We start from the raw sequence: 13,052 nt of genomic DNA, 5'->3' as shown, positions 1-13,052 counted from the left end.
GATGGAACTCAAGCTTCTGAATGCGCAAGGTCAAGCCGGCTCCAATGTCGTCGCTGCTGATGAAATTTTCGGCCGTGATTACAACGAAGCGCTGATCCACCAAGTCGTGATCGCTTATCAAGCGAATGCACGTAGCGGTAACCGCAAGCAAAAAGACCGTGAAGAAGTTCACCACACGACCAAAAAGCCATGGCGCCAAAAAGGTACCGGCCGCGCTCGTGCTGGTATGTCGTCGTCGCCACTGTGGCGCGGCGGTGGTCGGATTTTCCCGAACTCGCCTGACGAAAACTTCACCCACAAAGTGAACAAAAAAATGTATCGCGCAGGTGTCTGCTCGATCCTGTCGCAGCTGGCTCGCGAAGAGCGCCTGATCGTCATCGACGATCTGACGATCGACGCGCCAAAAACCAAGCTGCTGTCGCAAAAATTGAACGGCCTGGGCTTTGATTCGGTTCTGATCATCACCGACGTTCTGAACGAAAACCTGGAACTGGCATCGCGCAACCTGCCTAACGTACTCGTCGTTGAGCCACGTCACGCTGACCCGATGTCCCTGGTGTTCTACAAGAAGATCCTGGTCACCAAAGCTGCACTGGCCAAGATTGAGGAGATGCTGGCATGAGCGCGATTTTGAAACATAGCGAAGAACGCTTGATGAAGGTGCTGTTGGCGCCCGTGATTTCCGAGAAGGCCACCATGGTCGCGGAAAAGAACGAGCAAATTGTATTCCGCGTTCTGCCGGATGCAACCAAGCCTGAAATCAAGGCAGCAGTCGAACTGCTGTTCAAGGTCGAAGTTCTGTCCGTGCAAACTGCAAACCGCGAAGGCAAGCAGAAACGCACCGGCAAGTTCAACGGTCGTCGTAACCATACCAAGCGTGCTTTCGTGTGCCTGAAACCTGGCCAGGAAATCAACTTCTCCGAGGAGGCTGCATAATGGCACTCGTTAAGATGAAACCAACCTCGCCAGGCCGTCGCGGCATGGTAAAGGTGGTGAACCCGGACCTGTACAAAGGTCGTCCGTTCGCTGCCCTGGTTGAAAAGAAATCCAAGACCGCTGGTCGTAACAACAACGGTCACATCACCACCCGTCATATCGGTGGTGGTCATAAGCAACACTATCGCCTGATCGACTTCAAGCGCACCAAAGATGGTATTCCAGCGAAAGTGGAACGTATCGAATACGATCCAAACCGCACCGCGAATATCGCTCTGCTGTGCTACGCCGACGGCGAGCGTCATTACATCATCGCAACCAAAGGCATGTCCGTTGGCGACAGCGTGATGAACGGTTCGGAAGCACCGATCAAATCGGGTAACTGCTTGCCAATCCGTAACATCCCAGTCGGTACCGTGATGCATTGCGTCGAAATGCTGCCAGGTAAAGGTGCCCAAATGGCCCGTACCGCCGGCGCCGGCGTCGTGCTGATGGCCCGTGAAGGTACCTACGCTCAAGTGCGCCTGCGCTCGGGTGAAGTACGTCGCGTGCACATCGAGTGCCGTGCAACCGTGGGTGAAGTCGGCAATGCCGAACACAGCCTGCGTAAAATCGGTAAAGCTGGCGCGATGCGCTGGCGCGGTGTTCGTCCTACCGTTCGCGGTGTGGTCATGAACCCGGTCGATCACCCGCACGGTGGTGGTGAAGGTAAAACAGCAGCTGGTCGTCATCCAGTTTCGCCTTGGGGCCAACAGACTAAAGGTAAGAAGACACGCAGCAACAAGCGTACTACTTCCATGATCGTCTCGCGCCGCGGCAAGAAATAAGGGGTAGCACATGACACGTTCATTGAAAAAAGGGCCGTTCTGTGACGCCCACCTGGTGAAAAAAGTTGAAGCCGCGCAAGCTGCCAAAGACAAAAAGCCAATCAAAACCTGGTCGCGTCGTTCGACAATCATGCCTGACTTTATCGGCCTGACGATCGCGGTTCATAACGGCAAGCTGCACGTGCCGGTTTATGTTTCCGAAAACATGGTTGGTCACAAGCTCGGCGAATTCGCACTGACCCGTACGTTCAAGGGTCATGCAGCTGACAAAAAGGCTAAGAAATAATGGAAACCAAAGCTATCCTCAAAGGTGTGCGCCTGTCCGACCAAAAAGGTCGCCTGGTTGCTGACCTGATCCGTGGCAAGAAAGTTGACGCAGCACTCAACATCTTGCAATTCAGCCCGAAAAAAGGTGCTGCGATCATCAAGCGTGTTCTGGAATCGGCAATCGCCAATGCGGAACACAATGACGGCGCGGACATCGACGAACTGTTCGTGAAAACGATCTACGTCGAAAAGGGCCCGGTCCTGAAGCGCTTCACCGCGCGTGCAAAAGGCCGTGGCGACCGTATTTCGAAACAATCCTGTCACGTTTACGTGACTGTCGGTAACTAAGGAGCCACGATGGGTCAGAAAATTCATCCAACCGGTTTCCGTCTGGCGGTCACCCGTAACTGGGCTTCGCGCTGGTATGCAGGCAACGGCAATTTCGCTGCCATGCTGAACGAAGACTTGAAAGCACGTGCTTACCTGAAAAAGAAACTGAAGAACGCTTCGGTTGGCCGCATCGTTATCGAGCGTCCTGCCAAGAACGCGCGCTTCACGATCTACAGCTCGCGTCCAGGCGTGGTCATTGGTAAAAAAGGCGAAGACATCGAAGTACTGAAGTCGGCGCTGACCAAGATCATGGGCGTACCTGTTCACGTGAACATCGAAGAAATTCGCAAGCCTGAAATCGACTCGCAACTGATCGCCGATTCGATCTCGCAGCAGCTGGAAAAACGGATCATGTTCCGCCGCGCCATGAAGCGTGCAATGCAAAATGCAATGCGCCTGGGTGCACTCGGTATCAAGATCATGTCGTCCGGCCGTCTGAACGGTATCGAAATCGCCCGTAAAGAATGGTACCGCGAAGGCCGCGTGCCTCTGCATACCCTGCGCGCCGATATCGACTACGGTACCAGCGAAGCATCGACCACCTACGGCATCATCGGTGTCAAGGTGTGGGTATACAAAGGTGACCGCGCGCCTAACGGCGATGCACCAGTCATCGATACCCCAGCTGACGAGAAGAAGAGCCGCGGTCCACGCCGTGACGATGGCAAGCCAGCTGGCCGCCCACGTCCAGCCGGTGCCGGTGCGAAACCATCCACAGCACCAGGTGCACGTGTGCGTACCGCCGCTAAACCGGCCGCCGCAGCAGCACCCGCTGAGAAAGCAGGAGAATAATCATGCTGCAACCAGCACGCAGAAAGTATCGTAAAGAGCAGAAAGGCCGTAACACCGGTATTTCGCACAGCCGCGGCACCGCCGTGTCGTTTGGCGAATTCGGTCTGAAAGCCGTTGCGCGCGGTCGTATCACTGCGCGTCAAATTGAAGCGGCGCGTCGTGCAATGACGCGTCACATCAAGCGCGGTGGCCGTATCTGGATCCGTATTTTCCCGGACAAACCGATTTCGAACAAACCGGCTGAAGTCCGTATGGGTAACGGTAAAGGTAATCCTGAGTACTACGTCGCTGAAATTCAGCCAGGCAAAGTACTGTACGAAATGGATGGCGTTGATGAAGCGCTGGCACGGGAAGCTTTCCGTCTTGCCGCCGCTAAACTGCCACTGGCGACGACGTTTGTCATCCGCCAAGTTGGCCAATAATTGGAGTTGGATATGAAAGCAACTGAACTCCGCGGCAAAGACCAGCCAGCTCTGCAAAAAGAGCTGAATGACTTGTTGAAGGCACAGTTCGGCCTGCGTATGCAAATCGCTACGCAACAGCTGAGCAACACTTCGCAGCTCAAGAAGGTACGCCGCGATATCGCGCGTGTGAAGACGGTAATGAATCTGAAGGAAGCCAAATGAACGAACCAGTGAAACAGTCGCTCAAGCGCACGCTGATCGGTAAAGTGGTATCCGACAAGATGGACAAGACCGTTACCGTTCTGATCGAGCGCCACGTAAAACATCCTTTGTATGGCAAGATCATCATGCGTTCGAACAAGTATCACGCGCATGACGAGACCAACCAGGTCAAAGCCGGTGACACGGTAGAGATCCAGGAAGGTCGTCCGATCTCCAAAACGAAGGCATGGACGGTGACACGTGTGGTTCAAGCCGCACCCATCGTTTAAATAAAAACCACCGTTTCGGCGGTGGCTTTTAATTAGTACTTGCAGGCCCGCAAATTGTATGTAATACTTGCGGGCTTCGTTCATGTAACGCCGCAAAGTGTCTGGCCACAGACATAGCTCCGCGGTCAGTTGATGTATGAAGGTCATGCACCCAAACAGTGAAGCCCAGCAGGGCGGCTCTGGCGGGACCAAGACTGACCGCGGGTCTACATTGTGTGGATTCTTCGGCTTAAGTTGGGAAAGAGAATACTATGATTCAAACTGAAAGCCGGCTCGAAGTGGCTGACAATACCGGTGCCAAGGAAGTAATGTGCATCAAGGTATTGGGTGGCTCCAAGCGCCGTTATGCTGGCATTGGCGATGTGATCAAAGTAACCGTCAAGGTTGCTGCGCCACGTGGCCGTGTCAAAAAAGGTGAAATTTATAACGCCGTGGTTGTGCGCACCGCTAAAGGTGTTCGCCGCCAAGACGGTTCCCTGGTGAAGTTCGACGGCAACGCCGCCGTTCTGTTGAACGCCAAGCTGGAACCGATCGGTACCCGTATTTTTGGACCTGTCACACGCGAACTGCGTACTGAGAAGTTCATGAAAATCGTGTCCCTGGCACCGGAAGTCCTGTAAGGAGTCGTAATGGATAAGATTCGTAAAAACGACGAAGTCATCGTTCTGACCGGGAAAGACAAGGGCAAACGTGGTGTGGTGCAGCAACGTATCGATGCTGAACATATCGTGGTTGATGGCATCAACGTCGCTAAAAAAGCGACCAAGCCAAACCCGATGACTGGCGTAACTGGTGGTATCGTCGATAAGACCATGCCAATTCACGTGTCCAACGTTGCATTGTTCAATGCAGCGACTGGCAAGGCAGATCGCGTGGGTTTCAAAGAAGTGGACGGCAAGAAAGTTCGCATCTTTAAATCCTCCGGCGAAGTAGTGAAGGCTTAAGAAATCATGGCACGTCTCCAAGAATTCTATAAAGAAAAAGTCGTTGCCGACCTGACCAGCAAGTTTGGTTACAAGTCGGTGATGGAAGTTCCACGCCTGACCAAGATCACCCTGAACATGGGTGTTGGTGAGGCTATTGCGGATAAAAAAGTTCTCGAGCACGCAGTTGCTGACTTGACCAAGATCGCCGGCCAGAAGCCAGTGACCACCAAGTCCCGCAAAGCGATCGCAGGCTTCAAAATCCGTGAAGGTTACCCGATCGGTACGATGGTCACCCTGCGCGGCGCTCGCATGTACGAGTTCCTGGATCGCTTCATTACCGTGGCTCTGCCGCGCGTACGCGATTTCCGTGGTGTGAACGGTCGTGCATTCGACGGTCGTGGCAACTACAACATCGGTGTCAAGGAACAGATCATTTTCCCTGAAATCGAATACGACAAGATTGACGCGTTGCGCGGTATGAATATCAGCATCACGACAACTGCTAAGACCGATGACGAAGCCAAAGCTTTGCTCGCCGCCTTTAAATTCCCTTTCAGGAACTGATCATGGCCAAACTGTCACTGATTAATCGTGAGATCAAGCGTGCTGACCTGGTGGCGAAATTCGCCCCTAAGCGCGAAGCTCTCAAGGCCATCGTCGATGACCAATCGAAATCGGAAGAAGAGCGCTACGAAGCTCGCCTGAAATTGCAGGCGCTGCCACGTAACTCGAACCCGACGCGTCAACGTAACCGTTGCGCCATCACTGGTCGTCCGCGCGGCACATTCCGTAAATTCGGTCTGGGTCGTATCAAGCTCCGTGAATTCGCCATGCGTGGTGAAATTCCGGGTATGACTAAAGCAAGCTGGTAATAGGAGAATATGCAATGAGTATGAGCGATCCTATCGCCGATATGCTGACCCGCATTCGTAACGCCCAGGGCGTGCAAAAAACGACAGTGGCCATGCCATCGTCGAAAGTCAAAATTGCGATTGCCAACGTCCTGAAGGACGAGGGTTACATTGAAGATTTCGCTGTTGCCGAAGCTGGTGGCAAGGCGGAACTGAAGATCGGTTTGAAGTATTATGTTGGCCGTCCCGTCATTGAGCGCCTTGAGCGCGTGTCCCGTCCGGGCCTGCGCGTCTACAAGGGCAAAGACGAGATCCCTGTTGTGATGAATGGCTTGGGTGTGGCGATCGTGTCGACTCCGCAAGGCGTCATGACTGACCGCAAAGCACGCGCTACCGGTGTCGGCGGCGAAGTTATTTGCTACGTGGCTTAAGGAGTTACACATGTCTCGAGTAGCTAAAATGCCTATCGTTGTGCCAGCTGGCGCTGAAGTCGCCATCTCCGCACAAGCGATCACCGTAAAAGGCCCGCTGGGCGTGCTTTCCCAGGCCCTCACCGGCCAGGTCAAAGTGGAAAACAATGCAGGAACCCTGAGTTTCGACGTGGCGAACGACAGCCGCGAAGCCAATGCCATGTCCGGCACGCTGCGCGCACTGGTCAACAACATGGTTGTTGGCGTCACCAAGGGTTTCGAGAAAAAGCTGAACCTGGTTGGCGTGGGTTACAAGGCGCAAGCACAAGGCGACAAGTTGAATCTGTCCCTGGGCTTCTCGCACCCTGTAGTGCATGACATGCCAGCCGGCGTTACCTGCGCAACACCAACCCCGACCGAGATCCTGATCAAGGGTATCGACCGTCAACAGGTTGGCCAGGTAGCCGCTGAAGTTCGTGCTTACCGCTCCCCTGAGCCTTATAAAGGCAAGGGCGTTCGCTATGCGGACGAAGTGGTCAAGCTTAAAGAAACCAAGAAGAAGTAATTAGGGGCTGACGATGGATAAGAAAGAATCACGGCTTCGCCGCGGACGCCAAACCCGCATCAAGATTGCGGAATTGAAAGTAAATCGCTTGTCGGTGCACCGCACCAACCTGCACATTTACGCCAACCTGATCAGCCCGGACGCTAAAGTCCTGGTTTCGGCCTCGACGGCTGAAGCGGAAGTTCGCGCTGAACTGGCAGGCCAATCCGGCAAAGGCGGCAATGCCGCTGCTGCAGCCTTGATCGGCAAGCGCGTCGCTGAAAAAGCGTTGAAAGCAGGGATTACCGAAGTTGCGTTTGACCGCTCCGGTTTCCGTTACCACGGCCGTGTGAAAGCGTTGGCAGAAGCCGCACGCGAAGCCGGTCTGAAGTTCTAAGGATCAATCATGGCAAAAATGCAAGCAAAAATGCAAAGCGACAAGCCGGATGATGGCATGCGCGAAAAAATGATCGCGATCAACCGCGTGACCAAAGTGGTCAAGGGTGGTCGTATCATGGGTTTCGCCGCGCTGACCGTAGTTGGTGATGGCGATGGCCGCGTCGGCATGGGCAAGGGCAAATCGAAAGAAGTGCCGGTTGGCGTGCAAAAAGCAATGGAAGAAGCTCGCCGCAACCTGATCAAAGTGCCGCTCAAAAACGGTACCTTGCATCATACGGTAGTGGGTCGTCACGGCGCGTCGAAGGTTCTGATGAACCCAGCCAAGCCTGGTACCGGCGTTATCGCTGGTGGCGCAATGCGCGCGATCTTCGAAGTAATGGGCGTGACGGACGTGGTGGCGAAATCCACCGGTTCGAACAACCCTTACAACCTGGTGCGCGCTACGCTGGACGGCCTGTCGAAAATGAGTACTGCTTCCGATATCGCTGCCAAACGCGGCAAGTCGGTTGAAGACATTCTGGCTTAAGGTGGACAAAATGACAAACACAGTCAAAGTGCAATTGGTCAAGGGCTTGATCGGTACGCGCGAATCGCATCGCGCTACCGTGCGCGGTCTGGGTCTGCGTCGTGTAAATTCGGTTTCCGAACTGCAAGACACCCCATCCGTACGCGGCATGATCAATAAAGTATCGTATCTCGTTAAAGTTGTCGGGTAAGCCTTCGGGCTTACACGAACGGAGCAAATCATGGAATTGAATACTATTGCACCAGCCGAAGGCGCCAAGCACTACAAGCGTCGCGTCGGTCGCGGTATCGGCTCCGGCCTGGGTAAAACCTCGGGTCGTGGTCACAAAGGTCAGAAATCGCGTTCGGGCGGCTTTCATAAAGTCGGTTTCGAAGGCGGTCAGATGCCTCTGCAACGCCGTCTGCCTAAGCGCGGTTTCAAATCGATGCACGCAACCTTCAAAGCTGAAGTGCGCCTGTCCGATCTGAACAACCTGGCTGTTGGCGATGTCGACATTCTGGTCTTGAAGCAAGCTGGCGTTCTGGGCGTGTTGGCCCGTGACGTGCGCGTGATCTTGTCCGGCGAAATCACCAAAGCGGTGAATTTGAAGGGCTTGAAAGTGTCCGCTGGCGCGAAAGCAGCCATCGAAGCAGCCGGCGGCTCGGTAGCCTGAGTTGACCGCTAACAGCTTGATCGGAGCGAAAATTGGCGACTAATCCACAACTTGCTAAAAGTGCAGCGGCCGGTTTCCCTTGGGGACGGCTCTGGTTTTTGCTTGGCGCATTGGTGGTTTATCGTATCGGTGCTCACGTCCCGGTTCCCGGGATTGACCCGACACAATTAGCCTCGCTGTTCAAGGAGCACGAAGGCGGCGTCCTGGGCATGTTCAACATGTTCTCGGGCGGTGCCTTGTCTCGTTTTACAGTGTTTGCGCTGGGTATCATGCCTTATATCTCGGCCTCGATCATCATGCAATTGCTGTCGATCGTGTCACCGCAGATGGAAGCGTTGAAAAAAGAAGGCGAAGCAGGCCGCCGCAAGATCACCCAGTACACCCGGTATTTCACGGTGGCACTGGCACTGTTTCAAGCGTTAGGTATTGCAGTCGCACTGGAGTCGCAAGCTGGTCTGGTGTTGGAACCTGGTCTTGCATTCCGCTTCGTGACGGTCGTCACTTTGTTGACCGGAACAATGTTTTTGATGTGGTTGGGTGAGCAGATTACCGAGCGTGGCTTGGGTAACGGCATCTCGATCATCATTTTTGCCGGTATTGCAGCAGGTCTGCCTTCCGCACTGGGTGGTTTGTTCAGCCTGGTATCGAATGGTTCGATCGGCAGCTTGGGCGCGATCTTCATCGTGCTGCTGGTAGCCCTGGTAACGTTCTTCGTGGTATTTGTCGAACGCGGTCAGCGCAAAATATTGGTCAACTACGCGAAGCGCCAGGTAGGCAACAAGATTTATGGCGGTCAAACCAGCCATTTGCCGTTGAAGCTGAACATGGCCGGCGTGATCCCGCCGATCTTTGCTTCTTCGATCATCTTGTTCCCGGCCACTATCGTGGACTGGTTTTCAAAGGGCGCCGACAACGCTAACCCTGCGGTGCGGTTCTTGAAAGATTTGGCAGCATCGATGGGGCCTGGTGAGCCTATCCATGCGCTGTTGTACGCAGTGGCGATCGTGTTTTTCTGTTTCTTCTATACCGCGCTGGTCTTTAACAGCAAGGAAACAGCGGATAACTTGAAGAAGAGCGGTGCGTTCATTCCCGGGATCCGTCCAGGCGAACAGACAGCCCGTTACATCGACAAGATCCTGACACGCTTGACACTTGCCGGCGCAGTCTACATCACCCTGGTGTGTTTATTGCCGGAATTTATGCAAGCCCAGTGGAAAGTACCATTCTATTTCGGCGGTACTTCTTTATTGATTATTGTAGTTGTCACCATGGATTTCATGGCGCAAGTACAGAACTACGTGATGTCGCAGCAATATGATTCACTGCTGCGCAAAGCAAATTTCAAGGGCGGAATTCCGACGCGTTAAGCGCGGTAAACATACCGAATGGCAAAAGACGACGTCATACAGATGCAGGGCGAGATTCTTGAGAATCTCCCAAATGCAACATTTCGAGTGAAGCTGGAGAACGGACACGTGGTGCTCGGGCATATTTCAGGTAAAATGCGGATGAACTATATTCGCATTCTCCCTGGAGACAAGGTGACGGTGGAGTTGACGCCGTATGACTTGAGCCGAGCCCGCATTGTGTTCCGTACCAAGTAACACACTGAATCAAACCAAAGAAGCGAAAGAAAGAGCCCCAAAATGAAAGTTCTCGCATCAGTCAAGCGGATCTGCCGCAACTGCAAGATCATCAAGCGCAAAGGCGTAGTCCGCGTAATCTGCGTGGAACCACGTCACAAGCAGCGTCAAGGTTAATCGAGGAATAACAAATGGCACGTATTGCAGGGGTTAATATCCCAAATCATCAGCATACCGTTATCGGCCTGACAGCCATCTACGGTGTTGGCCGTCCACGCGCAGAGAAAATCTGTGCATCGACCGGTGTAGCAACCAACAAGAAGATCAAAGATCTGGATGACAGCGAACTGGAAAAACTGCGCGATGAAGTAGGTAAATTCATCGTCGAAGGCGATCTGCGTCGTGAACTGTCCATGAACATCAAGCGTTTGATGGATCTGGGTTGCTACCGCGGCATGCGTCATCGCAAGGGTCTGCCTTGCCGTGGCCAGCGTACGCGTACGAACGCACGTACCCGCAAGGGACCGCGTAAAGCCGCTCAATCGCTGAAAAAATAATCCGCTAGGGAATAATTATGGCCAAGTCGCAAAATAACGCCGCATCAGCACGCGTGCGTAAAAAAGTTAAAAAGAACGTCGCTGAAGGCATCGCACATGTCCACGCTTCGTTCAATAACACCATCATTACCATCACCGATCGTCAAGGCAATGCCTTGTCGTGGGCTACCTCCGGCGGTGCAGGCTTCAAGGGTTCGCGTAAATCGACCCCATTCGCAGCGCAGGTCGCCGCGGAAGCCGCTGGTAAAGTGGCTGTTGAGTGTGGCGTAAAGAACCTGGAAGTACGTATCAAGGGCCCAGGTCCTGGTCGTGAATCCGCCGTTCGCGCGCTGAACAACCTGGGCATCAAGATCACCGAGATCCAGGACGTGACGCCGGTACCGCACAACGGTTGCCGTCCACCGAAACGTCGTCGTATCTAAGACAGTATTGCAGTGGGCGCCTCGGCGCCAGCTGCTCTTCTGTTTGTTGTATTGAGTACAGTTGTGTGAAAACGCTGGAGCAGGGAGCCGGAAACGGTTATACTGCCCGGCTGTTCTTGCCTGTCAAATTGTATTTGACGGGTTTTTCGTTTTCAGCCACCGTCTGATCGCAAGTGAATCAGACTAGCGCCTAACCGCATCAGTGTGTTTGATCATGCATGTGGCTGGGGCGTTATCATTTAAAAAAAGGAAGTATCGTGGCACGTTATATCGGACCTAAAGCAAAACTCTCCCGCCGTGAAGGTACTGACCTGTTCCTGAAGAGCGCACGTCGCTCGCTGGACAGCAAGTGCAAACTGGACGTCAAACCAGGCCAGCACGGTGTCAAATCCGGCGCCCGCACCTCGGACTACGGTAACCAACTGCGCGAAAAGCAAAAAGTCAAGCGCATGTACGGCGTGCTGGAACGTCAATTCCGCCGCTACTTCGCTGAAGCAGACCGTCGTAAAGGCAACACCGGCGAAACGCTGTTGAAGTTGCTGGAAACGCGTCTGGACAACGTTTGCTACCGCATGGGCTTTGGCTCGACCCGCGCTGAAGCGCGTCAACTGGTCAGCCACAAAGCATTCACCGTGAACGGTATCGTTGTCAACATCGCTTCGTACTCGGTCAAAGTCGGCGATATCGTCGCTGTTCGTGAAAAATCGAAAAAGCAAGTGCGTATCGTTGAAGCACTGTCGCTGGCCGAACAAGTTGGTATGCCTAGCTGGGTTTCGGTTGATGCCAAGAAAATGGAAGGTACTTTCAAGTCCCTGCCAGAGCGTAACGAAATCGCCAACGACGTCAACGAATCGCTGATCGTCGAGCTGTACTCGCGTTAATCGTATCAAGTAGCAAGATTCCCGCCCACTTTGCATTTTTTTGCAGAGTGGGCGTTTCACTAATGCCATCAGCCTTATCGGCGTAACGAGCCGAGGGTATTGAAAAGGACATTTCATGCAAAACAGTTTGTTGAAGCCACGTATTATCGATGTTGAAGCTCTCGGTGCAGGTCACGCCAAAGTCGTGATGGAGCCGTTCGAGCGCGGCTATGGCCACACATTGGGTAACGCGTTGCGCCGCGTTCTGCTGTCGTCGATGGTGGGCTACGCGCCGACCGAAGTGACGATCGCCGGCGTCGTCCACGAATATTCTTCCCTCGATGGCGTGCAGGAAGACGTCGTCGATCTGTTGCTGAACTTGAAGGGTGTGGTTTTCAAAGTCCACAACCGCGATTCGGTGACCCTGACCCTGAAAAAAGAAGGCGAAGGCGCGATCCTGGCCTCCGACATCGACCTGCCGCACGACGTCGAACTGATCAACCCTGACCACGTGATCGCCCACCTGACCGCCGGTGGCAAGCTGGACATGCAGATCAAGGTTGAAAAAGGCCGCGGCTACGTTCCTGGCAACGTGCGTCGCCTGTCGGAAGACACCAACAAGACCATCGGCCGCATCATCCTGGACGCGTCGTTCTCGCCAGTGCGCCGCGTGTCGTACTTCGTTGAATCGGCGCGCGTCGAACAGCGTACCGACCTGGACAAGCTGATCATCAACATCGAAACCAACGGCGTGATCTCGCCGGAAGAAGCGATCCGCCAGTCGGCCCGCGTCCTGGTGGACCAGTTGAATGTGTTCGCTGCCCTGGAAGGCACGGAAGCCGCCGCGGAAGCACCATCGCGCGCTCCGCTGGTCGATCCTATCCTGCTGCGTCCAGTCGACGACCTGGAGTTGACCGTGCGTTCGGCCAACTGCCTGAAAGCCGAAAACATCTACTACATCGGCGACCTGATCCAGCGTTCGGAAAACGAGCTGCTGAAAACGCCTAACCTGGGCCGCAAATCGCTGAACGAAATCAAGGAAGTGCTGGCATCGCGCGGCCTGACCTTGGGCATGAAGCTGGAAAACTGGCCGCCTGCCGGCCTGGAAAAGTAATTCGAAGTTTGTAGCAAACTGCCTGGGACAGGTGTCCCAGGCTTTTATTTTTGAAGTACCAAACCGGTCCGCGATGAAGCGCTTGCTTCATTGATCGAAGA

Annotated in this window: 26 protein-coding genes; all 26 read left to right on the top strand. The window is 54.1% G+C overall.

The window, feature by feature from the left end; all coding sequences use genetic code 11:
* Nucleotide 1: 1 nt before the first annotated feature.
* The 26 genes from rplD (at nt 2) to ACP7B7_RS03705 (ending at nt 12,951) form a co-directional block, all read left to right on the top strand.
* Entirely contained in the window at nt 2-622 is a 621-nt protein-coding gene (gene rplD / locus ACP7B7_RS03830; RefSeq protein WP_065310151.1) for a 50S ribosomal protein L4, read from the top strand.
* Nucleotides 619-936 carry a 50S ribosomal protein L23 gene (rplW, locus tag ACP7B7_RS03825; RefSeq protein ID WP_010394398.1) on the top strand — a complete coding sequence of 106 codons (318 nt, stop codon included), beginning with the start codon at nt 619-621 and terminating at the stop codon, nt 934-936. The genes rplD and rplW overlap by 4 nt, the downstream gene beginning before the upstream one ends.
* On the top strand, nt 936-1,763 hold the full coding sequence (gene rplB / locus ACP7B7_RS03820) for a 50S ribosomal protein L2 (protein WP_065310150.1): 828 nt from the start codon (nt 936-938) through the stop codon (nt 1,761-1,763). The genes rplW and rplB overlap by 1 nt, the downstream gene beginning before the upstream one ends.
* 10 nt (nt 1,764-1,773) lie before the next feature.
* Nucleotides 1,774-2,049, top strand: coding sequence for a 30S ribosomal protein S19 (rpsS, locus tag ACP7B7_RS03815; RefSeq protein ID WP_008444295.1), 276 nt, complete (start codon nt 1,774-1,776; stop codon nt 2,047-2,049).
* Nucleotides 2,046-2,378, top strand: coding sequence for a 50S ribosomal protein L22 (gene rplV / locus ACP7B7_RS03810; protein ID WP_170840583.1), 333 nt, complete (start codon nt 2,046-2,048; stop codon nt 2,376-2,378). The genes rpsS and rplV overlap by 4 nt, the downstream gene beginning before the upstream one ends.
* A 9-nt stretch (nt 2,379-2,387) precedes the next feature.
* On the top strand, nt 2,388-3,212 hold the full coding sequence (gene rpsC / locus ACP7B7_RS03805; RefSeq protein ID WP_092718261.1) for a 30S ribosomal protein S3: 825 nt from the start codon (nt 2,388-2,390) through the stop codon (nt 3,210-3,212).
* A 2-nt stretch (nt 3,213-3,214) separates the two neighbouring features.
* Complete coding sequence (gene rplP / locus ACP7B7_RS03800; RefSeq protein WP_034753201.1) at nt 3,215-3,634, top strand: 50S ribosomal protein L16; 420 nt, start codon at nt 3,215-3,217, stop codon at nt 3,632-3,634.
* 12 nt (nt 3,635-3,646) lie between these two features.
* On the top strand, nt 3,647-3,838 hold the full coding sequence (gene rpmC / locus ACP7B7_RS03795) for a 50S ribosomal protein L29 (RefSeq protein ID WP_071079768.1): 192 nt from the start codon (nt 3,647-3,649) through the stop codon (nt 3,836-3,838).
* Nucleotides 3,835-4,107 carry a 30S ribosomal protein S17 gene (gene rpsQ / locus ACP7B7_RS03790; protein WP_065310148.1) on the top strand — a complete coding sequence of 91 codons (273 nt, stop codon included), beginning with the start codon at nt 3,835-3,837 and terminating at the stop codon, nt 4,105-4,107. Before rpmC ends, rpsQ begins: the two co-directional genes overlap by 4 nt.
* Before the next feature lie 251 nt (nt 4,108-4,358).
* Nucleotides 4,359-4,727, top strand: coding sequence for a 50S ribosomal protein L14 (gene rplN, locus ACP7B7_RS03785; protein WP_008444317.1), 369 nt, complete (start codon nt 4,359-4,361; stop codon nt 4,725-4,727).
* 9 nt (nt 4,728-4,736) lie between these two features.
* Nucleotides 4,737-5,051 carry a 50S ribosomal protein L24 gene (gene rplX / locus ACP7B7_RS03780; protein WP_065310147.1) on the top strand — a complete coding sequence of 105 codons (315 nt, stop codon included), beginning with the start codon at nt 4,737-4,739 and terminating at the stop codon, nt 5,049-5,051.
* 6 nt (nt 5,052-5,057) lie between these two features.
* The gene (rplE, locus tag ACP7B7_RS03775; RefSeq protein ID WP_010394421.1) at nt 5,058-5,597 is read left to right on the top strand and encodes a 50S ribosomal protein L5; all 540 of its coding nucleotides are present in this window, start codon (nt 5,058-5,060) and stop codon (nt 5,595-5,597) included.
* 2 nt (nt 5,598-5,599) lie between these two features.
* A complete protein-coding gene (gene rpsN / locus ACP7B7_RS03770; RefSeq protein ID WP_010394423.1) occupies nt 5,600-5,905 on the top strand; it encodes a 30S ribosomal protein S14 in 306 nt (101 codons plus the stop codon).
* Nucleotides 5,906-5,919: 14 nt separating this feature from the next.
* Nucleotides 5,920-6,315 (top strand): 30S ribosomal protein S8, encoded by a 396-nt coding sequence (rpsH, locus tag ACP7B7_RS03765; RefSeq protein ID WP_071325662.1) that lies wholly within the window; start codon nt 5,920-5,922, stop codon nt 6,313-6,315.
* A 10-nt stretch (nt 6,316-6,325) separates the two neighbouring features.
* Complete coding sequence (gene rplF / locus ACP7B7_RS03760; protein WP_065310145.1) at nt 6,326-6,859, top strand: 50S ribosomal protein L6; 534 nt, start codon at nt 6,326-6,328, stop codon at nt 6,857-6,859.
* Nucleotides 6,860-6,872: 13 nt separating this feature from the next.
* Entirely contained in the window at nt 6,873-7,235 is a 363-nt protein-coding gene (gene rplR / locus ACP7B7_RS03755) for a 50S ribosomal protein L18 (protein WP_010394431.1), read from the top strand.
* A 9-nt stretch (nt 7,236-7,244) separates the two neighbouring features.
* Nucleotides 7,245-7,763, top strand: a complete 519-nt coding sequence (rpsE, locus tag ACP7B7_RS03750) for a 30S ribosomal protein S5 (RefSeq protein ID WP_010394433.1) — start codon at nt 7,245-7,247, stop codon at nt 7,761-7,763.
* A 10-nt stretch (nt 7,764-7,773) separates the two neighbouring features.
* Entirely contained in the window at nt 7,774-7,953 is a 180-nt protein-coding gene (gene rpmD / locus ACP7B7_RS03745; protein ID WP_010394435.1) for a 50S ribosomal protein L30, read from the top strand.
* A gap of 30 nt (nt 7,954-7,983) precedes the next feature.
* Nucleotides 7,984-8,415, top strand: a complete 432-nt coding sequence (gene rplO / locus ACP7B7_RS03740; RefSeq protein ID WP_034753211.1) for a 50S ribosomal protein L15 — start codon at nt 7,984-7,986, stop codon at nt 8,413-8,415.
* A 32-nt stretch (nt 8,416-8,447) separates the two neighbouring features.
* The gene (gene secY / locus ACP7B7_RS03735) at nt 8,448-9,782 is read left to right on the top strand and encodes a preprotein translocase subunit SecY (protein ID WP_094442958.1); all 1,335 of its coding nucleotides are present in this window, start codon (nt 8,448-8,450) and stop codon (nt 9,780-9,782) included.
* A gap of 18 nt (nt 9,783-9,800) precedes the next feature.
* Complete coding sequence (infA, locus tag ACP7B7_RS03730; protein WP_005663428.1) at nt 9,801-10,019, top strand: translation initiation factor IF-1; 219 nt, start codon at nt 9,801-9,803, stop codon at nt 10,017-10,019.
* A gap of 42 nt (nt 10,020-10,061) precedes the next feature.
* Entirely contained in the window at nt 10,062-10,175 is a 114-nt protein-coding gene (gene rpmJ / locus ACP7B7_RS03725) for a 50S ribosomal protein L36 (RefSeq protein WP_010394471.1), read from the top strand.
* 14 nt (nt 10,176-10,189) lie between these two features.
* Complete coding sequence (gene rpsM / locus ACP7B7_RS03720; protein ID WP_046681666.1) at nt 10,190-10,555, top strand: 30S ribosomal protein S13; 366 nt, start codon at nt 10,190-10,192, stop codon at nt 10,553-10,555.
* Between the two features lie 17 nt (nt 10,556-10,572).
* Entirely contained in the window at nt 10,573-10,977 is a 405-nt protein-coding gene (gene rpsK / locus ACP7B7_RS03715) for a 30S ribosomal protein S11 (protein WP_010394475.1), read from the top strand.
* Nucleotides 10,978-11,234: 257 nt separating this feature from the next.
* Nucleotides 11,235-11,858: a 30S ribosomal protein S4 gene (gene rpsD / locus ACP7B7_RS03710; RefSeq protein WP_308923554.1), complete on the top strand. Its 624-nt coding sequence runs from the start codon at nt 11,235-11,237 to the stop codon at nt 11,856-11,858.
* 115 nt (nt 11,859-11,973) lie between these two features.
* Nucleotides 11,974-12,951 carry a DNA-directed RNA polymerase subunit alpha gene (locus ACP7B7_RS03705; RefSeq protein WP_008444343.1) on the top strand — a complete coding sequence of 326 codons (978 nt, stop codon included), beginning with the start codon at nt 11,974-11,976 and terminating at the stop codon, nt 12,949-12,951.
* Nucleotides 12,952-13,052 lie beyond the last annotated feature (101 nt).

It is taken from the genome of Janthinobacterium sp. PSPC3-1, from assembly GCF_049896105.1.
Classification (GTDB): Bacteria; Pseudomonadota; Gammaproteobacteria; order Burkholderiales; family Burkholderiaceae_D; genus Janthinobacterium.
The sequence above is the reverse complement of the archived record's forward strand: the minus strand, read 5'-3'. Positions and strand labels throughout refer to the sequence as shown.